The 23,164-nt window shown below is 64.6% G+C and carries 17 protein-coding genes; 3 read left to right on the forward strand and 14 right to left on the reverse strand.

Features of this window, described 5'->3' with window-relative positions:
• Positions 1-18: 18 nt before the first annotated feature.
• The 6 genes from GAU_RS10000 to uvrB all read right to left on the reverse strand — a co-directional run bounded on the left by GAU_RS10000 (position 19) and on the right by uvrB (position 6,195).
• The gene (locus tag GAU_RS10000; RefSeq protein ID WP_012683437.1) at positions 19-531 is read right to left on the reverse strand and encodes a single-stranded DNA-binding protein; all 513 of its coding nucleotides are present in this window, start codon (positions 529-531) and stop codon (positions 19-21) included.
• Positions 532-706: 175 nt separating this feature from the next.
• Positions 707-1,165 (reverse strand): ribosomal protein S18-alanine N-acetyltransferase, encoded by a 459-nt coding sequence (gene rimI / locus GAU_RS10005; protein WP_012683438.1) that lies wholly within the window; start codon positions 1,163-1,165, stop codon positions 707-709.
• A gap of 76 nt (positions 1,166-1,241) precedes the next feature.
• Positions 1,242-2,000, reverse strand: a complete 759-nt coding sequence (gene tsaB / locus GAU_RS20770) for a tRNA (adenosine(37)-N6)-threonylcarbamoyltransferase complex dimerization subunit type 1 TsaB (protein ID WP_083765572.1) — start codon at positions 1,998-2,000, stop codon at positions 1,242-1,244.
• A gap of 58 nt (positions 2,001-2,058) precedes the next feature.
• Entirely contained in the window at positions 2,059-3,534 is a 1,476-nt protein-coding gene (locus GAU_RS10015; RefSeq protein ID WP_052574359.1) for an HD-GYP domain-containing protein, read from the reverse strand.
• 89 nt (positions 3,535-3,623) lie between these two features.
• Positions 3,624-4,103, reverse strand: coding sequence for a tRNA (adenosine(37)-N6)-threonylcarbamoyltransferase complex ATPase subunit type 1 TsaE (gene tsaE / locus GAU_RS10020; protein ID WP_012683441.1), 480 nt, complete (start codon positions 4,101-4,103; stop codon positions 3,624-3,626).
• The gene (uvrB, locus tag GAU_RS10025) at positions 4,093-6,195 is read right to left on the reverse strand and encodes an excinuclease ABC subunit UvrB (RefSeq protein ID WP_012683442.1); all 2,103 of its coding nucleotides are present in this window, start codon (positions 6,193-6,195) and stop codon (positions 4,093-4,095) included. The genes tsaE and uvrB overlap by 11 nt, the downstream gene beginning before the upstream one ends.
• 204 nt (positions 6,196-6,399) lie before the next feature.
• Between uvrB and GAU_RS20775 the strand changes: the two genes are divergently transcribed.
• Positions 6,400-8,487, forward strand: coding sequence for a HAMP domain-containing methyl-accepting chemotaxis protein (locus GAU_RS20775; RefSeq protein ID WP_012683443.1), 2,088 nt, complete (start codon positions 6,400-6,402; stop codon positions 8,485-8,487).
• A gap of 112 nt (positions 8,488-8,599) precedes the next feature.
• On the opposite strand, the gene GAU_RS10035 is transcribed toward GAU_RS20775, so the two are convergent.
• Both GAU_RS10035 and radC read right to left on the reverse strand, forming a co-directional pair.
• Entirely contained in the window at positions 8,600-10,753 is a 2,154-nt protein-coding gene (locus tag GAU_RS10035) for a RelA/SpoT family protein (RefSeq protein WP_012683444.1), read from the reverse strand.
• Positions 10,754-10,966: 213 nt separating this feature from the next.
• Positions 10,967-11,701 (reverse strand): RadC family protein, encoded by a 735-nt coding sequence (gene radC, locus GAU_RS10040; RefSeq protein ID WP_012683445.1) that lies wholly within the window; start codon positions 11,699-11,701, stop codon positions 10,967-10,969.
• Positions 11,702-11,872: 171 nt separating this feature from the next.
• On the opposite strand from radC, the gene GAU_RS10045 reads away from it, so the two are divergent.
• Entirely contained in the window at positions 11,873-13,378 is a 1,506-nt protein-coding gene (locus tag GAU_RS10045; protein ID WP_012683446.1) for a pyridoxal phosphate-dependent decarboxylase family protein, read from the forward strand.
• A 38-nt stretch (positions 13,379-13,416) separates the two neighbouring features.
• Here GAU_RS10045 and GAU_RS10050 read toward each other — a convergent pair whose 3' ends face one another.
• Positions 13,417-14,760: a hypothetical protein gene (locus GAU_RS10050; RefSeq protein ID WP_012683447.1), complete on the reverse strand. Its 1,344-nt coding sequence runs from the start codon at positions 14,758-14,760 to the stop codon at positions 13,417-13,419.
• A 25-nt stretch (positions 14,761-14,785) separates the two neighbouring features.
• On the reverse strand, positions 14,786-15,520 hold the full coding sequence (locus GAU_RS10055; protein WP_041265436.1) for a hypothetical protein: 735 nt from the start codon (positions 15,518-15,520) through the stop codon (positions 14,786-14,788).
• Positions 15,521-15,765: 245 nt separating this feature from the next.
• Between GAU_RS10055 and GAU_RS10060 the strand changes: the two genes are divergently transcribed.
• Positions 15,766-16,776 carry a cation diffusion facilitator family transporter gene (locus tag GAU_RS10060; RefSeq protein ID WP_012683449.1) on the forward strand — a complete coding sequence of 337 codons (1,011 nt, stop codon included), beginning with the start codon at positions 15,766-15,768 and terminating at the stop codon, positions 16,774-16,776.
• 70 nt (positions 16,777-16,846) lie between these two features.
• Here the strand turns inward: GAU_RS10060 and secA are convergent, their stop codons facing one another.
• From secA to GAU_RS10080, 4 genes are read right to left on the reverse strand one after another with little or no spacing between them, the layout of a single operon-like run.
• Complete coding sequence (gene secA / locus GAU_RS10065; protein WP_012683450.1) at positions 16,847-20,167, reverse strand: preprotein translocase subunit SecA; 3,321 nt, start codon at positions 20,165-20,167, stop codon at positions 16,847-16,849.
• 53 nt (positions 20,168-20,220) lie between these two features.
• Positions 20,221-20,856 carry a nicotinate (nicotinamide) nucleotide adenylyltransferase gene (gene nadD, locus GAU_RS21640; RefSeq protein ID WP_012683451.1) on the reverse strand — a complete coding sequence of 212 codons (636 nt, stop codon included), beginning with the start codon at positions 20,854-20,856 and terminating at the stop codon, positions 20,221-20,223.
• A 6-nt stretch (positions 20,857-20,862) separates the two neighbouring features.
• On the reverse strand, positions 20,863-21,747 hold the full coding sequence (locus GAU_RS10075; protein WP_083765575.1) for an outer membrane protein assembly factor BamD: 885 nt from the start codon (positions 21,745-21,747) through the stop codon (positions 20,863-20,865).
• A 52-nt stretch (positions 21,748-21,799) separates the two neighbouring features.
• The gene (locus GAU_RS10080) at positions 21,800-23,158 is read right to left on the reverse strand and encodes a nucleotide sugar dehydrogenase (RefSeq protein WP_012683453.1); all 1,359 of its coding nucleotides are present in this window, start codon (positions 23,156-23,158) and stop codon (positions 21,800-21,802) included.
• Between the last annotated feature and the right edge of the window lie 6 nt (positions 23,159-23,164).

Raw genomic sequence — 23,164 nt, forward strand, 5'->3', positions numbered from 1 at the left:
AGCCAACGGCAATCGCGATCAGAACGGCAGATCGTCGTCTTCGTCCTGCAACGCGCCCGGGAAGTCCGAGAAGTCGTCATTGGCCGCCGCGCCAGCGGCCGCCGCCTTGGGCCGAGCCGCAGCCGGCGCCGACCGGCGCGGCGCGGCCTCGTAGTCCTCACCCGCGGCGGCCCCACCCCCGGCCCGCCCGCCAAGCAGCATCAGCTCACGCACCCGGATCTCGGTGGTGTAGCGCGTCTGGCCGTCCTTGTCCTGCCACTGCCGGTATTCGATCTCGCCTTCCACGTAGATCTTCTCACCCTTGCGGACGTATTTCTCCACCACATCGGCAAGCCCCGATCCACGGGAGTTGTTCCAGACCACACACCGATGCCATTCGGTCTTTTCCTGCTTGGTGCCGCTCTGATCCGTCCAGTTGCGGCCGGTGGCCAGCGAGAACTGGGCGACGCGGCCGCCGGTGCCGACCGTGCGCACTTCGGGATCGCCCCCGACGTTGCCGATCAGAATGACCTTGTTCAGGCTGCGACTCACGATGCCTCCTCGCGCGCGACGCGCGATGCGATTGGAAAACGGGCTCAGCGACGACAATTGGCAAGCCCAGTGCGAGACCGGGACTTCCCTCGGCCTCGATGAGCGCAAGGTAGAAGTGTGTTGAAGAGGGTACATAACCCGTCCGACGCGGCCATGCTCCTTCCTACGCACCACGCTACCCCATCAAGCTCTCGGTATCCAGTGACGTGCGTGGGCGGTCGCGGCGCAGGACCAGCGCGTCCTCGTCGGGATGCTGGTAGTACCCGCGACGACGGCCAACCATCCGGAATCCGCGGGCGGCATACAGACGCCGAGCCGGCGTGTTGGACTCCCGAACCTCGAGGAACACGGCCGACGCCAGTGTCTCATCGGCCGACGCCAGTGCCTCATCCAGCAGCACGCCGGCCACACCTTTCCCACGTACCGACGGGTCCACGCAGATATTCGCCACCTCACGCTCGTCGAGCGCGATCAGCAACGCGCAGTAGCCTACCACGCTCCCCTGCGCATCCACCGCGACCCGCAGTCGCGCATGGGCCCGCCGCAGAAGCACGGTGAAGGCATTGGGTGGCCAGGGATCGCTGAACGAGCGCGCCTCGATGCCGGACACCACGTCCACGTCGTCTGGCGACATGGCCCGTATGTAGACGGCGATGGGAACACCCGTGCGAGCCTCGTCCCCGGTCGGATCCGGCGAGTCGGTCACACCATCATCCGGCGTTGAGCGGCAATGACAACAACGGCGGCAGCGCTCGCCCATGCGACGCTTCCCACTTCACCTGCGCCTCCGCCAATCGCCCATACTGGGGCTCCCACGACGCCAAGTCCACCGGCCGATCACGCCAGGGCCCATCAACCTGCGGTAACAGCGCAGCCCGTGGGACCACCGTCGCCACACCCGGGAGCTCTTCAGGCGAAGTCACCACCGCCACACGCTGCGACGCCTGCGTTTGTGCGAGCAATTCGCCGATGGGAATGCGGGCGGCAGGTCCCGCCGCTGCTACCCGCCCCGTCGGCCACCGATGCACGGGCAAGACGTACCGCTCCCCACGCAAGGCGTCGGCGTGCAGCACCAGATCGCCGGAGATCGACGGCGGCAGCGCCGCGGCGGCCAGCAACATGCTCGGAACACCATACAACGGCAGACCGGATCCATAGCCCAGCCCTTTCACCAGCGAGGCCGCGATCCGGAGCGACGTGAAGCTGCCAGGACCATCTCCGCACACCAGGGCGCTCAAAGCCGAGGGTTGGATTCCCCCCTCGCGCAGGACGTCCTGCACGGCCGGAAACAACCCATCACTCTGCCCTGCCCCCATCGCCACTTCACGTTCCGCCAGCACACGGTCCCCCTCCACCAGCGCCACGCTGCCGGCTGTCGTGGAGGCTTCCAGAATGAGCATGACACCACCCAGCGCCGACCCGGCGGGAACGGCGGCGGAACCGGCGGAAGAATCCAATGCGGAGGACATGCCGCAGTTTATCACCGGGTTCGCGCTCCGCGCGCGGCCCCCCGGGGGATGCCCGCGCTCAGGCGGCGCGAACCGTCCTCGCGGCTGGCGGCGGCGCGCCGTGGTGTTGCAGGGCTTCGAAGCCGTTCTCGGTCACTTCAGCCAACTCGGCCAGCACGCCACCTTCGGCCAGGGCAATGGCCGCATCCAGCACGTGTGGATCGAAGGCGGTCCCACGGTCACGGGACATGATGCCGACCACTGCTGGCACGGTGAGCCCTTCCCGATACGGACGATTGGCCGTCAGCGCTTCGTACACGTCGGAGACGGCCAGCACGCGCGCCATGGTCCCCACCTGCTCGCCGGAGAGGCGCCATGGATATCCACGACCGTCCAACCGCTCGTGATGCTGCGCGGCGGCATCGGCAAAATGTTCGAACGCCTGTACGTGGCGAAGAATTTCGAGGGTCCAGGTGGGGTGCTTGCGCACTTCCACGAATTCTTCGTCGGTCAGTTTCGCCGGTTTGTCGAGAATGCGATTGGACACACCGAGCTTGCCGATGTCGTGCAACAATCCCGCACGCAATACATCGCGACTGGTCTGTGCATCAGCGCCCAGCGCGCCCATGATACGGACCGCATACCGCGCCACATTGGTTGAATGCCGTGCGGTGTACGGCGTCTTGGCATCGATGACCGCCGCAAAGGCGAAGGCGATGCGATCGAGACGTTCTGGCGTGGCCACCATCGGGGTGAGACCAGGTTCGAGCGCGATCACCTGTTGCTCCAGATGCACGATGTCGGTCAGACGATCCCACCAGACCTGGTCGGACTTCCACGACAGCAGGCGATCGACGAGTGCGGGATCGAACCAGGTTCCTCGACGTGCCCGTGCCATCTCGGTGGCGCCACGCACACCGTGCTCGATCCAATACGCCTCGAAGGTCTGCGCGAGCAGCAGGATGCGGGAGAGCAGCGGAATGTCGTTCCCGGCCAGTCCCACCGGATGCCCCAATCCGCACCAGTGTTCGTCGACATGCAGGATCGCCTCACCCGTAGCGGTGGGGAACCCGAGCACATGCGCGATCTGTGCCCCGCGTTCGCACCGCGTCTGGATGATCTCCCGCGTCAGCGACGGTGTGCGCGCGACCTGCAGGAAATGTTTGATGCGCGAGAGCGGATCGAGACCGATACCGCAACTCTTGGCAGTACGCATGGCCAGACGCCAGCGATCATGCCAATCGACGAGTCGCATGCTGCGCTTGAGTGCCTGATCGTCACTGCCGAACAGTGCCGACATGCGTGCCGCATTGCTGGAGCAACCGGAGTCTTTCAGCAGCGAGGCGTAGTACAGGGCCGCACGCGATTCCGCATCGAGGCCGAGATCTTCGCTCAAGCGCAAGGCAATGAGCGTGGTGCGCAGGGTGTGACCGGGTCGCTGACCTTCGGTGAGGTCGAGGGCGTACGTGAGTGCCGAAATCACTTCGGCCAGACGCACGGTGGCGCCCTCACGACCAGGTGACGGGAACAGCGGCTGCACCACGGCGTCCGACATCGACCTGGCTATTCAGGGAAGCCCACACGGCTCCACGACGTGTGGGGCGCTCCCCCTAGGACGACGAGCACGGCCAACCGTTACCCAGCCTACCGCACGCCACCCCTCGGCGCATGCACCTTGAGGAGGCGTCGACCAGGGTGATCGGGGTCGTGTGCCAACGAGATGCCGATGGTGTCGGAGGGCAGCATCTTCGCTGCGCGATCGGGCCACTCCACCAGCAGGACCGGCGACTGATCGACCAGCTCATCCCATCCCAGTGCCTCGAGATCGGACGGCCCTTTCAGGCGATACAAATCGACGTGCACAATGGGCCCACGTGGTGCCGCATACTGTTGTACCAGGGAGAAGGTCGGACTGGTGACGGCATCGAGCGCCAATACGCCAAGCCCGGCGCACAGGGCACGGGCGAGCGTGGTCTTGCCGGTTCCCAGATCGCCCTCGAGCGTGATCACCGTTGGACGTGGCAACACGGCGCCGAGGGCCTTGCCCCAGGCGTCGAGCGAATCACGATCGGGATTGCGCGGTGCCCCACGCCCGAGGAGATGGGCCAGCGTTTCAGCGACCACGACGTCCTCCCCCAGCGCGTCGCTGGGGCGCACTGCCGGGCGGCCGCTTGGGAGCCTGTGCGTTGCCACGTGCTTCGGACGGGGCCTGGCCCAGTGCAGTACGCACTTCGAACAGTTGGTCACGCAGACGGGCCGCCGCCTCGAAGTCCAGCGCCACCGCCGCTTCCCGCATGGCGATCTCGAGTTCGCCGACCAGTGTCTCCAACTCTTCACGGCTGCGTGGTGCCGATTCGCTCGCCAGACGACGAGGCGCCGGTGCTTCGCCCTCACGCTCCACACGGGCATCCGCCACACGCGTGATGAAACGGACTTCATCAACGCTCTTGGTGACACCACGAGGCACGATGCCATGCGCCTCGTTGTGCTCCCGCTGAATCGTGCGCCGCCGCGTGGTTTCGTCGATGGCGCGTTGCATCGAACCGGTGATCCGATCTCCGTACAGAATGGCCATGCCATGCAGATTGCGCGCGGCACGCCCAATGGTCTGAATGAGTGAACGATCACTGCGCAAAAACCCTTCCTGGTCGGCGTCGAGAATCGCCACCAGCGACACCTCGGGCATGTCGAGCCCTTCGCGCAGCAGGTTGATACCCACCAACACATCGAATTCCCCGAGCCGCAGGCCGCGCACGATTTCCATGCGCTCGATGGCGTCGATATCGGAGTGCATGTAGCGCACCCGCACTCCCATCTGCTGCAGGTAGTCGGTGAGATCTTCCGACATGCGCTTGGTGAGCGTGGTGACCAGCACCCGCTCGCCGCGTCGCTCCCGTGCCCGGATCTCGTGCAACAGATCGTCCACCTGCCCCTTCACCGGGCGCACTTCGAGCACCGGATCGAGCAGCCCCGTGGGTCGAATCACCTGCTCCACCACCACGCCTTCGGACAACTGCAATTCCAGTTCGCCCGGAGTGGCCGATACGTTCACGAGGCGCGGCACCAACGACATGAATTCGTCGAACACCAACGGTCGGTTGTCCAACGCGCTGGGCAACCGAAATCCATAGTCCACCAGCGTGAGCTTTCGTGCCCGATCGCCGTTGTACATGGCGCGGATCTGCGGCAACGTGACGTGGGACTCGTCGACCACCACGAGATAGTCATCGGGGAAATAGTCGAGCAGACAGGCCGGGCGTTCACCCGCTTCGCGTCCACTGATATGTCGCGAATAGTTCTCGATGCCGGCACAGGTGCCGATTTCCATCAGCATCTCGAGATCGAATTGCGTGCGCTGCTCGAGACGCTGCGCCTCCAGCAACTTGCCGGCCATGCGCAGTTCGGCCAGCCGTGTCGCCAGCTCGTCGCGAATGGCCATCGACGCGCGCTCGATGGTGGGACGGTTCGTGATGAAGTGTTTGGCCGGGTAGATGGCCATGCGCTCCAGGGCCGCAATCGTCTCACCGGTGACCGGATCGATTTTCGAGATGCGCTCGATCTCATCGCCCCACAACTCGATACGCACTGCCTGCTCCTCGTAGGCCGGCAGGATCTCCACCGTGTCTCCACGCACCCGAAACGTGCCCCGCTCGAAAGCCACGTCGTTGCGCAGATACTGAATGCCGACCAGGGCCCGCAGGATGTCGTCCCGGGCGATCTGCTGTCCGCGCGACAGCGCCACCATGCGCTCGCGGTACTGCACCGGATCACCGAGACCGTAGATGGCCGACACCGTGGAAACGATCACGACATCGTCGCGCTCCATCAATGACGAGGTCGCGCGCAGTCGCAGCCGGTCGATGTCCTCGTTGATGCTGGCGTCCTTCTCGATGTACGTATCGCTCGAGGGGACATACGCCTCGGGCTGATAGTAGTCGTAGTACGAGATGAAGTACTCAACGGCGTTGTTCGGGAAAAACGACTTGAGTTCCCCGTACAACTGCGCGGCCAGCGTCTTGTTGTGCGACAGGACGAGCGTGGGACGCCCCCAGTCGGCGATGACATTCGCCATGGTCATTGTCTTGCCCGAACCCGTGACGCCGAGCAGCGTCTGAATCCGGTCGCCACGATGCAGGCCGGAGGAGAGTTCGGTGATCGCTCGCGGCTGGTCGCCAGCGGGGGCGAAGGGAGCATGCAGTCGAAACGGCGCAGTCATTCTTCCAATATAGCACAATGTCGGCATTTATTCGGGATACCAATTGCGACCAGAATCTTCCCGATCCGACTTTAGGCCTATCGCCCGCTGCCGATACTCGGGCCAAGAGCTCCCGCCTCGCAGTCGAAGGCCATTTGCAAGAATGTCACAGTTGATCACCGTTTTGTTACGGCTGGTCGACTTTCAACCGTACGAAGGGGTACGATGCGTGTGATTGTCCGATGGTTCACCCACCTTTCGCTTCGCGGCCAGCTTTGGCGCACACTCGGGCTCGGCATTGCCGCCGGCGCGGGGGCGACGCTGGTCTCGTTGTTCGCATTGAAGGGCGTCGCACGCGATGCCCGAGCCCTGGAATCGCAGGCCATCCTGCCGCTGGCCGCGTCGGGACATCTGCAGGGTGAAGTGCACCGTGTGCGCGCGGCCTATCGCGACCTCGCGTACGACACGACGCTGCGTACCGAAGCACGGGCCGAGCTCACGCGCGCCATCGTACGCGTCGATTCGCTCTACCGCACGGTAGCGGTCACCATGACGGCCTCGGAAGATCGTGCGGTGCTGGATGCCTTCTATCAGCGCTGGTCTGCCGCGCAGCCCTCGCTCGCCTCGATGATGGACCGCGTGGCACAGGGACAACAGACCGAGGCGCTGGCGGTGCTGCACGGGCCGCTCAAGCGAGCCATGCTCTCCGTCGACTCGTCGCTTGCCCGCGTCACCGATCGTCAGGCATATGCCGCGGTTGGGTTGGCGATCGCGGCCGATGCGCAGGTGACGCGCAGTCTCTGGTTGGCCCTGGCCACACTGCTGGTCGGCATCTGTGCCGCATCGATTCTTGCCAGCCTGGTCATCGGGCGCGTGAGCAATTCGTTGGCCCAGGTGCGTGATCGCCTCACCTCGCTGCAGCAGCACTGTATGGCGGGGCTGGAATCGGCCACGTCTGCCCTGGCGGTGGGCAATCTCGATGAACAAGTCGTGGCACGCACTACGCCCGTGGAGATCTCCGGCGGTGATGAGATTGCGGCCGTGGCGAGCGAGCTCAATGCCACGATTGCTCGCGCCCAAGCCGGTATCCAGTCGTATTCGCGAGCGGTGGTGACGATTCGTGCGATGCTGGCCGAGACGGGACGTGTCGTGGGTCGTGCGCGTCTGGGGGATACCGCGGCGCGCGCAGAGAGCGACCGCTTTGCCGGTGCGTTTGCACAACTGCTCACCGACTTCAATCAGGCGCAGGATGCCGCTCGCGAACCGGTCGTTGCCGCACTGGCCGTGTTGGAGCGTGTCGCCGAGCGTGATCTGTCGGTGCGGGTGAAGGGCGAATTCCCCGGTGATCATGCCCGCCTGGCGTCCGCGATCAATATCGCGGTGGTCAACGTCTCCGATGCGTTGTGCAAGGTGGAAGTGGCCGCCGAGCAGATTGCCAGCGCCTCGTATCAGGTCAACGGTGGTGGCCAGGAGATGGCCTACACGATGGCCAACCAGGCCGAGTCGATCGAAGGCATCACGCGCGCCATGCAGGAACAGACCGCCGCGACCGCTCGCACGACGGAGACACTCGGTCAGACGCGTGAGCTGTCGGTGGAGATGCGCGGCCGATTGCACGAGGGCACCAAGTCCATGCGCGAGTTGTCCGAGGCCATGGCCCGCATGCGTGGATCGGCCGAGCGTACGGCGCAGATCGTGAAGACCATCGACGAGATCTCCTTCCAGACCAACCTGCTGGCCCTGAATGCGGCCGTGGAAGCCGCGCGCGCCGGTGATGCTGGCCGTGGGTTCGCCGTGGTGGCGGGCGAAGTGCGGCAGTTGGCCATTCGTGCCGCATCGGCCGCGCGCGAAACTGCAACGCTCATCGAAGAAACCGTGACCACCACGCGCGAAAGCACGATGATCAGTGACCACGTACGGTCGCAGCTTGATGTCATCGACGCCGATGCGGATCGTGTTGCGACTCTGGTACAGGAAGTGGCGGACGATTGCCGCATCCAGCGCGATCAGATTGCCCAGGTCAATGAGGCGGTGGCGCGGGTCAGCGAACAGACGCAGACCGCGGCCGCATCGGCGGAAGAATCAGCGACCGCCGCCGACGAACTCGACGCACAGGCAGCGACCATGCGTGATCTGGTGCGTTGTTTCCTGGTGCAGGATTCGAAGGGGGGGGCACGCACGATGGCCCGTCGTATTCCGCATGAAGCGCCGAATCATCCGGTGCGCGAGCGCCGCGATGTGCCAGCGGTGCGAAAGGCCGCTCCCGCACGTGCGGCAGCGCAGCCACGCCGTCCTCACGCTGCGGTGGGTTGATCCACCGCGTCGATCGCGAACCGCGAATCACACACCGGCGGGCAGCCTCCGGACGACCCACATCGGCGCCGCTCTCTTCTCGAGGGTGGCGCCGATGTGTTTCCCGGTGCAGTCAGTCGTCGGCCGTGATCTTTTCGCGACGGCTGACCACCGCAATCCCCTTCACACGGCGCGCGGCTTTGATGATCCGCTCGAGGTGCGCGAGGTTCTCCACTTCGACCATGGCCGCGCCGGTCACGCGACCGTCGGTGGTCTTGAGTTCGAGGCTCTTGATATCGGTGCCGGTGGCGCTCACGGCGGCCGCGACATCGGCGTAGAGTCCGCGGCGGTCGGTGCCTTCCATCGCGAGGCGCACCACAAATCGCTCCCCCGCCATTTCCTGCCAGTCAATATCGAGGCGCCGTTCAGGTTCGTGCGCCAGTAACAGCAGATTCGGACAATCGCCGCGGTGAATGCTCACGCCGCGGCCACGCGTCACATATCCCACGACGCGGTCACCCGGCACCGGCTGACAACATTGAGAGTACCGCACCAGCAAGCCGTCCGCGCCTTGGATGCGGATCCCCTTGCCCGTACCACGGACCCGATCGACGATCCGCTCGAAGGTGCTGACCTTCTCGGTTTCTGGCGGTGTCGTGTCGAGATCGGGGTGCAGCGCCTTGAGCACCTGCAGCACATGCAGATCGCCCGCGCCCACCGAGGCGATGAGATGCGTGGCGTCCTTGAGCTTGAGCTGCTTCGCGATCGGCTGAAGCTTGTCATCGTCCACCTTGGGCAGCCGGCGGCGACGTAGCTCACGCTCGAGGATCTCCCGTCCAAGGCGCATCGCCGACGAACGCTCTTCGAGGCGCAGCAACTGGCGGATCTTGTGTCGCGCCTTGCCCGTGTGCACATGCGCCAGCCAATCTCGGCTGGGTTTCGCATTCGGATTGGTGAGAATCTCCACCGTTTCCGAATTCTTGAGTTCGCGCGAGAGTGGCGCGATGCGTCCGTTCACTTTGGCGCCGGCGCAGCGCGCGCCGACTTGCGAGTGCACGGCAAAGGCAAAATCCAACGGCGTCGCCCCCTTGGGCAACTGAATCACGTCGCCGGTGGGGGTGAACACAAAGATCTCGTCCTGATACAGGTCGAGCTTGAGGAACTCCAGGAACTCACCGGGCGTTTCCGCATCGAGCTGCAACTCGAGCACCTGCCGGAACCAGGCGAGATGGCGATCGAGTTCGTCGGAGTTCTTGGTGTTTTCCTTGTACAGCCAGTGCGCGGCGATACCGAAGTCCGCCGTGCGATGCATATCGCGTGTGCGAATCTGGATCTCGAACAATTGGCGTCCGGGTCCAAACACGGTGGTGTGCAGCGACTGGTATCCGTTCGACTTGGGCTGCGCGATGTAGTCCTTGATGCGCTCCTGCACCGGCGTCCAGCCGTCGTGAATCACTCCCAGGGCGTGATAACACTCCAGCACGTTGGGCACGATGACACGAATGGCCAGCAAGTCGTAGATGTCCTCGTAGGGACGATCGCGTTGCTGCATCTTCTTGTAGATCGACCACAGGTGCTTCGGTCGACCGGTTACTTCCACATCGGCGATGCCCGCATCGGTGAGGCGCTTCTCGAGCGGCTCGCGCATCTGGGCGATCAGCGCTTCGCGCTCCCCGCGTTTGGCCGCCACGAGCCGGGCCAACGTCTTGTAGGCATCGGGCTCGAGATGCTTGAATGCGAGATCCTCGAGCTCCCAGCGCACCTTCGCCATACCAAACCGATGCGCCAGGGGCGCGTACAGATCGCGCGTCTCCTGGGCGATACGGCGACGTTTTTCGGGCGCCAGCCAATCCAGCGTGCGCATGTTGTGCAGCCGGTCGGCGAGCTTGATCAGGATGACACGCGCATCCTTGGCAATGGACAACAAGAGCTTGCGGTAGTTCTCCACCTGCCGCTCTTCACGCGACGACATCGGCAGATTCGCAATCTTGGTCAACCCATCGACGATCTGCGCAATCTCGCTGCCGAACTCCCGTTCGATGTCCTCGACCGTGATGTCGGTGTCTTCCACGATGTCGTGCAGCAAACCCGAGGTGACGGTCGCCGTGTCGAGCTGCAGATCGGCCAGGATGCGGGCCACTTCGATGCAGTGAGACACGTACGGTTCGCCCGAATGCCTCACCTGTCCGGCATGCGCCGCGTCCGAATACTTGTACGCGCGCACGAGCAGGTCATGGTCGAGCCGATCATAGGCGCCCTCGGCGCCCGGCCCGAACCCAGGAATCATCTCGTGTAGCGCGATCGTCGTCACAACGCCTCTGTTTCCGCTGAAGACCAATGACGCCCGCGCCGTCCAGCGCCGCATCATTACCTGCCGTGTTTTCCACCCGTTCTCCGGAACATACGGGCTGGCAGGGCTTTCCTGCAGATCGTGCCCGCCGGGAGCAGGATGTACCCGATATACACCGTCCGCCCCGTCCCGGGTCGTGCGGCGGTCTCTTCAGAGCAGCCCCGCTTCCGCGAAACTGACGTATCGTCCCCGGCCCACGATGATGTGATCGTGCACCGGGATATCGAGCAGCCGGCCCGCCGCTACCAACTGCTCGGTGACCGCCCGGTCCTCGGCGCTGGGGGTGGGATCCCCGCTGGGGTGGTTGTGCACCAGAATGACGGCCGCGGCCCGTTCGGCAATGGCCTCCCGAAACACCTCGCGCGGGTGCACCAGCGAGGAGTTGAGGAGCCCACGCGTGATCAACACGTCCCGCTCGAGGCGGTGCTGGGCGTCGAGAATGGCGACATGGAATTCCTCCACCGGCGCATCCTGCAGGCGCGGTGCAAAGGCGGCCGCCACATCACGAGGCCCCCGCAGCGGCAACCCGGCTTCACGCGCCTCGCCGGCCATGCGTCGCCCCAGCTCGAGGGCCGCGTGTACCGCCGCGGCTCGCGCCACCCCCACGCCGCGAATGCGGGTGAGCGCCGCCAGGGGCATCGCTGCCAGCCGCCCCAGCGAGCCCCCACACTGCTCGAAGACCACCTGCGCGCAGGCGACGGCCGACGTGCCCTGCTGTCCAGATCCCAGGAGGGTCGCAATCAACTCGGTGGTGCTGAGCGCCTGAGAGCCCAGCGCACGCAAACGTTCGCGCGGCCGTTCACTCGCCGGCAGTTCCTTGATGCGAAGTCCGCCGATCGGCGTGGGTGTGCCTGGGGGCGTGGGCTCGGGCAACGGGTGAGACATGCAAATCTCCGGCGCAGGGGAATCGGTGTGGACTGGGATCGAGAGCGCCCCACTATGCCGGTGTGTCGGACAAATCCACGTACCATGCCATTGCGCCCGACCCCATTTCTTCGCCGTGGCGCCCGAGTGCCCGTCCCTTGTCGCTCTCGGCGCCGAAGCATTTGTTCAGTCATGTCCACTTCGCCTGCCACTACGCACGAATCGTTCGACCCTGCCACCGACGCGGACTGGGACGCGTTACGCGCCCTGGGGCATCGCATGCTCGACGAGTTGCTCGATGCACAACGGGCCCTGCCACATTCCCCCGCGTGGCGACCCCTGCCCGACGCCAAGCGCTCGCTGTTCGATGAGAGCGGTCCACGTACCGGCATGGGTGCCGATGCCGTGTACGAACGATTCCGCACGCATGTGCTGCCCTATGGCAATGGCAACTGGCATCCGCGCTTCTTCGGCTGGGTACAGGGAAACGGCACGCCATTGGCCATGCTGGCCGACATGCTTGCGGCCGGCATGAATCCGCATCTGGCGGGATTCAATCAGGCACCGGCGCTGGTCGAGCAGCAGGTGATCGGATGGTTCGCCGAGTGGATGGGCATGCCCGGTGCGAGTGGTCTGTTTGTCACAGGCGGAACGATGGCCAACGTGCACGGTTTGGCCGCGGCGCGATTCGCGGCGTCTCGTCAGCGCGATCACGATGTTCGGACGTCAGGAGTGCAGACCTGGCCGGGCGAGACGATGCGGGCGCCACTCGTGTTCTACGGATCGTCAGAGACCCATGGCTGGGCCTACAAGGCCGCGGAGTGGCTGGGACTGGGACGGCGCGCATTCCGCCAGGTGCCGGTCACCGAAGACTTCACGGTGCGCATCGATGCACTCGAACAGCTCATCGCCGAAGACCGCGCAGCGGGACTTGAACCATTTGCCATTGTCGGCACGGCGGGCACCGTGAACACGGGGGCTGTGGACGACTTGCAGGCGCTCGCGGATGTGGCCGCCCGTGAATCCCTGTGGTTTCACGTCGATGGCGCGTTCGGTGCGTTGCTCGCACTGGCGCCATCATTGCGCGATCGGTTGCGCGGCATGGAGCGCGCCGACTCCATCGGCTTCGACCTGCACAAGTGGGGATCGATGCCCTTCGAGTGCGCGTGTGTACTGGTGCGAAACGCGGATCTGCACGAAGCGGCCTTCCGGCAGCAGGCGGCCTATCTCGGTCCGATGGCGCGGGGCGTCAGCGCCGGCGGGCAGCGATTCAACGACCGCGGTCTGGACCTGACGCGTGGCTTCAAGGCGCTCAAGGTGTGGATGCAACTGCAGGCCGATGGCGTGGAGAAATTCGGCCGCATCATCGAGCAGAATGTGCGTCAGGTGCAGCGGTTGGTGGCGCTTATCGACAGCCACGCCGAGTTGGAGCGTCTCGCGCCCGCGCCGCTCAATGTGGTGTGTTTTCGCTATCGTCCAGCCGACCAGTCATCGAGTGACGCAGCTCTGGACGCACTGAACACCGAACTGCTGCAGCGCCTGCAAGAGCAAGGCATTGCCACCCCTTCGTCGACCATCATCAACGGACGGTTTGCCCTGCGTGTGGCCCATGTGAATCATCGCACCACGCTGCAGGATATCGATGATCTTGCGGAAGCCGTGGTGATGATCGGGCGGGAAACACACGCGGCGGCCTGATGGTTTCTCAGGAGCCGCCGCGTGGTGAATATCAGTTCTTAGAGCGTGCCGGGTGGGCGGGGCTTGGCGGTGCGTCCAGAACCGCCGCTGGAGCCGCCCGACGAACCGCCGCTGGATGAGCCAGCCGAGCTTCCGCCGGAACTACCGCTGGATCCACCGCTCGACATACCGGAGCGTGGTGCTGCGGATTCGCCGCCACCACCGCCAGTGCGGGTATAACCACGCCCCTTGATGGCGCGCCCCTGTGGCTGCGCGACACCCGGTGGGCCGACGACAATGACCGGACCACCGCCGTAGTAAATGCCACCACCCCACGGTCCGCCGCCCCATGGGCTCAAGCCCATGCCATACGGATAACCGAACCGGTTGGCGAAGCGCAGGCTGTTCATGCCGAACCACGGATTGAACGGATCCCATGCGCCGTAGCCATACTGCCAGCCCATGCCCCATGCACCGCTGCCGCCCGGGCCGTAACAGAAATCATCGTAAAAGCTGCAACGTGACATCCGGTTCGCCGACACCGTGGGTGGCGCTTCGACGATGGCATTGGCCGCGAGACCGCGCTGTGCCATCGCTTCGTTCGGGCGCACCGAAAAAGCCCGCGGATTGGAGACGGCGATCATCATATCGATGACGCGCGGCGGCATACCACGATCAGCCAGGCGCGTGAGTGCCTTGCCGTCGAGATCGAAGCCCGTGCCGAGTTCGGCCAACCAGACTTCGGTGAGCCCCGGCGGTGTCTGTGTGGCGACATCGAGCACCTGCTCGCCATTCACCGGTGCGCCCATGGCCAAACGCAACGACGAGTTGGAGCGGCTACCGGCGGTGAACGAAACGCCCGGTGGCAACGCCGCGCCTTCGTTGTAGCGGAATCGCACCGTGGTGGTGGCTTCATTGCCACCGACCTGCAGGTGCTGCAACTGCAGCCACTCCCCTTCCGGCGTGATGGTCATCATGCCGGTCTCGGTGCGCTGGAGATTCCGCGCGCAGGTGAGATCGGCGCGCATGATCAGGCGTGCGTTGTCGGAGGTCCACGTCGCTTTCTCGGTACCGCGACAATCGTCCACCACCTTTTCCGCCGACGTGCCGGCCGCTGGCAACGTGTTGCGGGAAAGCAGCGAGTCGCGAGAGAACAGCATCACGTCGACACTGCCTGCCACCTGCGTGGATGGCACGACACAGGCCTGCGTGGGCGCGGCCGATTGGGGCATGTCGGTATTGTCGATCGTGCGCCAGCAGCCGATCCATGGCTGAAAACGCGCGTCGACGGGCTGTGCCTGCTGCGCATGCGCCGAGGACATGGGCGAACCACCGAACAGCACCACCGCTGCCAGCAACAGTCCGCCGGACGCTCCACTCACGCGTTGTGTGTTGCGAATCATGGGAACCTCCCGAGTGTCACGAGAATCAGAAACGGAACTGCAGGCCGGCTGTTACGCCGACACCTGACAGGGAGATCGGATCGAACCCACCGAAGTCACCGCCGAGCGACGCGTTGCTGACATCGTATCGCAATTCGGTGATGAGACCGACGGAGCGGTTGACGTTGAACGTCGCTCCTGCCGCGCCGTAGCCCAGCGCGCCCCATCCCGAGGATGTGAGCTTGCTGCTGAACACATCGTTGGTCTCGAAATCGATGAAATCGCCCGACTGCCGGAACTGGTAGTACATGGTGCCGCCGCCGGCCGCCACGTACGGCACGATGCGCGATGGCACCCAGGCCAGCCGGCTGATCTGTCGGCCGGCCGGCAGCAGATTCCACTTGAGCCCGACGGCGAGCGGCACGCGCCGGAAGGTCGTTTGCTGTTCGATGGGCAGATCGTTGTTGTCTACAAAACCGCGGTATTCCGAATTGGCGCGCCGACCGCTGGTGCCACCGCTGAACTGCAGTTCGAGGCGCTGCGAAAGCGGCACCGAGATGTCGGCCATGAACGCCGCGCCAAGGAAGTCGCTGCGGCCCACGGTGAGGTCTTTCGACACGAAGTCGAAGACATCGCTGTTGGCGCTCGGTTGGCCAGCGCCGGCGCGAATGGAGAGAGTGGCCGATGGTCGACGGAAGAGGTACCCGTCTCCACCGCGAGACTGCGCAGACAGCGCTGCAGGAATCATTGCCGCACAGGCCAGAACGAGCCGCCATGTCATCGCCGGGATCTCCGAAGAGGATATGGAACAAATATACCCAAAGGTGCCGGACCAGATCCGCCTCCGGCGCGGTCCGTCCCAATTACCGCTCCGCTTGACCGCGCCGGAGTCCAGAGCTGGCTCGTTAGCCGCCAGCAACATGCCGTTCTCCGTCAGCCAACCGTCAGCGATCTGCGTCGCCGTAACACATTGAATGGAACCCGCCATTTCCCCCGTACCCCACGCCCACTCGATAATTTTCCAACATGGCGTCCCCCACTTCTTCCGGTGAGCCCGCAGCAGGCGCTGTCCACGACCACGCTCACGGGCATTCGCATGGGCACTCCCACGGCGCGCACGCCCACGGCGGGCATGGCCATCATCATGCGCCGGCCTCGTTCGGGCGGGCGTTTGCGATTGGTACCGCGCTCAATCTGGCGTATATCGCGCTCGAGGCGGGATACGGACTGCGTACGGGCTCCATGGCCCTGCTGGCGGATGCCGGCCACAACCTGAGTGATGTGCTCGGATTGCTGTTGGCCTGGGGCGGTGCCACCCTCGCCCAGCGGGCCGCCACCGCGCGCCGCACCTACGGCTTCCGCAGTTCGACCATCCTCGCCGCCCTGGGCAATGCGGTGGCGTTGCTGTTGGCCATCGGCGCCATCGGATGGGAGGCCATCGGGCGGTTCGCCAATCCCGAACCAGTGCCGGGCGGCGTGGTCGCCTGGGTCGCCGCCGTCGGTATCCTCGTGAACGGATTCACGGCGTGGCTCTTTGTCGGTGGACGTGACACGGACCTCAACGTGCGCGGTGCCTATCTGCACATGGTGGCCGATGCGGCCGTTTCCGCAGGTGTGGTGATTGCCGGCATCACGATCGCCTTCACCGGTTGGCAGTGGCTCGATCCCACGATCAGCCTCGTGGTAGTGCTCCTCATTGCGTACGGCACCTGGGGGCTGCTGCGCGAATCGGTGGATCTCGCATTGCAGGCCGTTCCGTCGCATGTCGATCCGACCGCCGTGCGCTCCTACCTGCTCGCACTCCCTGGAGTGACCGGCGTGCACGATCTGCATATCTGGGGCATGAGCACCACCGATACGGCGCTCACCGCACACCTCATTCGTCCCGGCCACGCCGACGATGCCGATGTGTTCCTCTCCGATGTGGCGCACGCCCTGGAAGAGCGATTTGGTATCCGGCACCCCACCATCCAGATCGAACGGGGCACGGGGGCACACCCGTGTCACCATTGCCCGGACGTCGTGGCGACCTCGTGATCCCCTGAAAAACTCAGCGGGTCGTCAGCTTTCGCTCACGACCCGCTGGCTCCGATGTGTCAGGCGCGCCTTACAGATTTGCGCCGTGGCACTTCTTGAATTTCTTGCCCGAACCGCATGGGCAACTGTTGTTGCGCGGCGTCGTTTCCCAGCCCGGTGGCAGTGCACCACCGCCGGCTTCCAGTGAACGAATGGAGCCTGCACCGACAATCGCCGGTGTGCCCCGAGCCAGCAGACGGGCTTCGCCAGCAGTGTCTCCCGCGTCCCCTTCGTCGTCCGCTTCTTCGGTGTCGTCGGACTCGATCGACTCCATCAGCTCTTCGGGCGGCACATCTTCGAGAATACCGAGCGCGTTGTAACGACGCGTGGGCCGCGCGCCTTCGACGCGAGCCACCTCGGTCGGCAGGGGCTCGAACGTCTCCACCGGTGTCTGTTCGAACACCAGTTGTGCCTTGAGGAACCGTTCCGTGAACGTGTGCGCCACATCGTGCATGAGCTCCACGAACATGGTGTACGCGTCCTGCTTGTACTCGACCAGCGGATCCTTCTGTCCCCACGAGCGATAGTGGATCGACGCGCGCAGTTGATCGAGATCATACAGGTGGTCCTTCCACTTCTCGTCGATCACACTGAGCGTCACCAGCGACAACAGGCGACCCGAGAAGCCCTGACCATTTTCATCGGTGACCTGGTCGAGGCTTTCGATCTTCTGGGCAAACGCCTCGTGCACGGCGGCCACGGCCTGCGCTTGTGCGTCTTCGAGCGAGGTGGGACGGTCGTGCTGCACGAACCCAGGCACCTGCAGCATGTAGTGCATCATCAGGTCCTGCTGCACGTACTCGAAATCCCATTCTTCGGGCTTGTCGAACGTCGCCAACGCCTGCTCCACGCGGCGTTGCACACCACGTTCGAGCATCTTCGTGGCTTCACCCTTGAGCTCTTCACCACCTTCGAGTGCAAACGCCCGCAGCGAGTAGATCACCTCACGCTGCTGGTTCATGACGTCATCGTACTCCAGCAGTCGCTTGCGGGACTGGAAGTTCTGGAGTTCGACGCGCTTCTGGGCCTGTTCGATGGAGCGCGTGATGAGCGGATGCGTGAGCACCTCCCCATCCTGCGCGCCCATGCGATCCATCAGGCGGGCGATGCGCTCCGAGCCGAAGAGTCGCATCAGGTCGTCTTCGAGCGACAGGAAGAACTGCGACGCACCCGGATCGCCCTGACGACCCGAGCGACCGCGCAACTGCCGGTCGATACGACGGGATTCATGGCGTTCGGAGCCGATGATGTGCAGACCACCGATCTCCGTGGTATCCACTTCCTTGCCATCGGCATCGTGCACCTTCGACGGACGCGCTTCCGTGGTGCCAGCGCCCAGCTTGATGTCGGTACCGCGGCCGGCCATGTTCGTCGCGATCGTGATACCGCCGCTGCGACCGGCTTCCGCCACGATCTCGGCTTCGCGCTGGTGGTACTTGGCGTTGAGCACGTTGTGCTTGAGCCCCGCACGCGCAAAGAGGCGGGCCAGCGTTTCGGATGCTTCCACGCTCGCCGTACCCACGAGCACCGGATAGCCCAGATCGTGCAGGCGCTTGGTCTCGTCGACGATGGCGTTGTACTTCTCACGCCGCGTCTTGAACACCAGATCCTGACGATCATCACGCTGGATCGGTCGATTGGTCGGAATCACCGACACTTCGAGACCATAGATCTGGTGAAACTCGCCTTCTTCCGTCTCGGCTGTGCCGGTCATGCCGGCCAGCTTCTCGTACATGCGGAAGTAGTTCTGAATGGTGATCGTGGCGAGGGTCTGCGTCTCGCCCTTCACCTGCACACGTTCCTTCGCTTCGACGGCCTGGTGCAGGCCTTCGCTCCACCGACGACCGGGCATCGTACGGCCGGTGAATTCGTCGACGATGAGCACCTGCCCTTCCTGCACCACGTAGTTGACGTCGCGCTCATACAACGCATGGGCACGCAGCAACTGGTGGATGATGTTCAGCCGCTCACTCTTCGTGGCGTACTCGCGCTCGACCAGGTTGCGCTGTTCGAGACGCTCCGCCGGGCTGAGCCCATGATCCTTGTCGATCTGGCCGATCAGCACCGAAATATCCGGCAAGACAAACGTGTCCGGATGATCGGGCGAGAGCCAATCGAGGCCCTGCTCGGTGAGGTGGACCGTGTGGCCCTTCTCGTCGAGCACGTACAGCAGATCGTCTTCGACGGTGCGGAACGCGCGCTTGGACACGGGCAGCTTGCGATCGGCAATCACGTCGAGTTCGACACGCTGCACGAGCTGCTTCACCCCGGATTCCTGCAGCACCTTCATGAGGCGCTTGTTCTTCGGGCCACCCAACTGCGCCTTGTAGAAGTGCAGCGCACCGCCCTGCTGATCACCCGCTTCGAACTGGCGCTCGCCTTCGGCCACCAGCGCATTCACCAGGTCCGACTGACGGCGCACGAGGCGTTCCACCGTCGTGTTGAACTCGGCATACTGCCCGTCACTCTCATTGCCCACCGGGCCCGAGATGATGAGCGGTGTACGGGCTTCGTCGATCAGGATGGAGTCCACTTCGTCGATGATCGCGAAGATGTGCGGACGCTGCACGCGCTGCTCGAGCGAGACCACCATGTTGTCGCGCAGGTAGTCGAAGCCGAACTCATTGTTCGTACCGTACGTGATATCCGACGCGTACACGGCACGACGCTCCCACGAGCCGGGCTCGGTGTCGTCGAGGCATCCGACGGTGAGGCCCAGCCATCCGTACAGGTGCGCCATCCACTGCGAGTCACGACGAGCCAGATAGTTGTTCACCGTGACCAGGTGCGCGCCGCGCCCAGGCAGCGCATTGAGGTACATCGGCAGCGTCGCGACCAGCGTCTTGCCTTCACCGGTGGCCATTTCGGCAATGCGGCCCAGGTGCAACTGAATGCCACCAATGAGCTGCACGTCGTACGGCACCATGTCCCAGGTGAGTTCGTGGCCCGTGACGATGACCTTCGAACCCTTGAGGCGGCGCGCCGCCTCACGCACGGTGGCAAACGCTTCGGGCAACAGCTCGTCGAGCACTTCGGCGATGGTGGAGCGCAGTTCCGCCTCCACACCACCACGTCCGTCGACGCCCTGCAGCTCACCATCGAGCCGTTCACGCTCGGCGCTGTCGGCCGTGTCGTGTTTGGCCGCCTTCAGCTCCGCAATACGGGCTTCAATCGGCCCGGTGCGCTCGGCGAGAATGCCGCGGAACTTCGCGGTCTGCCCCTGGATCTGTTCATCGGACAGCTTGGCGAGCTGTGCTTCGAACTCGTGGATCTCAGCGAGGATGGGTTGGACGCGCTTGCGCTCACGTTCATGGCGCGTTCCAAACACCTTTCCGATCAAGGACTTCAGCATACAGATCTTTACTCCTGGCAAGGGCACCGGACGGACGGGGCCCGCCGCGCCATTCAGGCGCGTTCGGAACGCTCCGTGTCCGCCGATCCCCGGGGATACTCGCGATACAACCCTGTGGATGCGATGTAGGTCGCCACGGCATCGGGGACGAACCCCCGAATGGAGCGTCCGTCCCGAACCCGCGACCGAATTTCGGTTGACGACATGTCCACCTGTCGAGTGGACAGCACCTCAGCGACCACACCGCTGTCGCTCTCCGCATCGATCAACAGCGGCCCTTCCTGCGGCGCTGCATCGCGTGTGAGCACCACCAACCGGACCATGGACAGCAGCCGATCGACGTCATGCCAACGCGGCAATGTGGGAACCACATCGCGACCAACGAGAAGATGGAGGTGCGCGTCCGGCCAGCGCCGGCGCACCGCCTCCACGGTGTCAACCATGAAAGATAACCCGCCCCGTTCAATTTCGACCGGGTCGACTTCTATCCCCTGCACTCCCTCAAAGCAGGCCCGTACCATAGCCAGCCGATGGTGGGCTGACGTTTGGTGTGCCCCCTTGAGCGGCTGTTGCGCCGCCGGGATGATGAGCAGGTGATCAAGCCGGAGCGCCTCGAGGGCGTCCTGTGCGACCAGCAAGTGACCCACGTGCGGCGGATCAAAGCTCCCGCCGAAGAGGCCCAGTCGCACAGCCGGTCAGCCGCGCCCGACTGGGGCGGGCCGGGCGTACACCACAGGGGTACTGGCCGCCAAGGGGGCCAGCGCGATGGTATCGCGGGGGGCCGGAGGGGCCGCGGCCGCCGGAACCGCCGTGGTATCGGCGGGCTGCACGCCGCAGGCCGACCGCACGTCGGCGTCCCCGGGATACGCCTTCCACATGGCCGTGCACGTCTCCGCGGCATCTTCTTTCCAGCGGATCTTCGTGTACAGCTCATTCAACCGCAGCCACGAAAGGCGCGCCGCCTTCGTGGTCGGATACGTCGTGACGACGTCCTTGAAGTAGATGATCGCCGGATCGATCGCCCGCCGCACGCGCACATAGTGCACGCCGGTCATGTAGTCCTTCTCGGCGAACCACTCTTCGAGGGTGGAGATCCGGGCCTTGGCGTCCTCGACTTCCTTGGCGTCCGGATAGGACGACAGCAACGCCCGCAGCACCGACACCGCCTTCTGCCCCTGCTCCGGGTCGAGTGACGGTCGCCGCCAGATACTCTGATACGACCGCCCACTGCCCAGCATGGCGGTGGGCGCGAGCGTGTCGTCGGGGAACCCATCGGTGACCCGTTCGAACGCCTGGGCCGCCAGCAGGAACTCGTGTTTCCGCTCGTGCGTCAGCGCCAGGTAGAAGTACGCCGGCGCGAGCAGCGGATCCCGCGACGAGAGGTCGTTGGTGAGCCGTTCGAATCCGAGTTGGGCGTTGTCCCACTTCTTGCGCTCGAACTCCTGCAACGACGCCTTGAAGAGCGCTTCCGGCGTCGCAAAGTCCTGAGGACGGAAACCGCGGGAACAGCCAGCCACCGCTGCGGCCACACTCAGCAGCAGCATCAGGCGCCATTCCATGCGGGATGGGACGTATCTCATACCCACAACATACCCTCGACGGTGTCCTCGTGGTTCAAACCGGCTCCAACGTTCACGCCACCCCTCCAAAAGACCGCAAGCCGGCCGCCAGCGGCACAATCTGCGCCCGGCCAGGTTGCAGCTTGGCCGTCACATTCCGGGTATCCACCAGCAACGTCGCCTGGTCCACCACCCGCTGGTAGTCCACCTGCTTGTGATCGGTGATGACCACGACGGCATCCGCCCACTGCAGCATCTCATCGCTGAGTTCGACACCCTTCCGGGTGTGTCCGTCTTCGCGGAATTCCTGCACGAACGGATCGTGGAACTCCACATGGGCGCCACGCTCTTCCAGCAGACGAATCACGTCCAGCGCCGGGCTCTCACGCACATCGTCGATGTCCCGCTTGTACGCCACGCCCAGGACCAACAACCGACTGCCACGCACCGCCTTCCGCACCTCATTGAGGGCGTCAGCGACCTTCTGCACGACCCACTCGGGCATGTGCGAATTGATCTCGCTGGCGAGGTCGATGAAACGCGTCTTGTAGTTCAGCGTGCGCATCTTCCAGGCGAGGTAGTGCGGGTCGAGCGGAATGCAGTGCCCCCCGATGCCAGGCCCCGGGGTGAACTTCATGAACCCAAACGGCTTGGTGGCCGCCGCGTCGATGACTTCCCAGACGTTCACGCCCAGTTTGTCACACATGATCGCGATTTCGTTCACCAGGCCGATGTTCACCGCCCGGAACGTGTTCTCGAGCAGCTTCACGAGCTCGGCCGCCTCTGGCGATGACACCGGTACCACGGTGTCGATGCAGCTCTCGTAGAGCGCCTGCGCCACTTCCACACAGGCCGGCGTCACGCCGCCCACGACCTTGGGGGTGTTCTTGGTCTGGTAGACCGGATTGCCGGGGTCTACGCGCTCGGGGCTGAACGCCACGAAGATGTCCTGACCCACGGTCAGGCCTTTGGCTTCGAGTCGCGGCTGCAACAGTTCCCGCGTCGTGCCCGGATACGTGGTGCTCTCCAGCACGACGCAGAGCCCCGGATGCGCCTGACGCGCGATCGCATCGGCGGCGCTCAGCACATACGCCATGTCCGGGTCACGCGTCTTGGACAATGGCGTGGGCACTGCGATCGAAATGGCATCACACTCGCCGAGCCGGTCTTCCAGCGTGGTGGCGACAAAGCTGCCGCTGGCCACCGCCGCCTGCACCTGCGCCGCCGGCACATCGTGGATGTGCGTCTGGCCGGCCATCAGCAGATCCACCACGCGCTCGCTGACGTCGTAGCCGATCACGCGGAAGCCGGCGTGCACAAACTCCATGGCCAGTGGCAGGCCGACGTAGCCCAGCCCGATCACGCCGATCACACCGGACCGATCCTTGATGCGGTTCAGCAACTGTTCTTTCATGGCACTCGCGTCACTCATCTGCGA

The organism is Gemmatimonas aurantiaca T-27 (genome assembly GCF_000010305.1).
GTDB lineage: Bacteria > Gemmatimonadota > Gemmatimonadetes > Gemmatimonadales > Gemmatimonadaceae > Gemmatimonas > Gemmatimonas aurantiaca.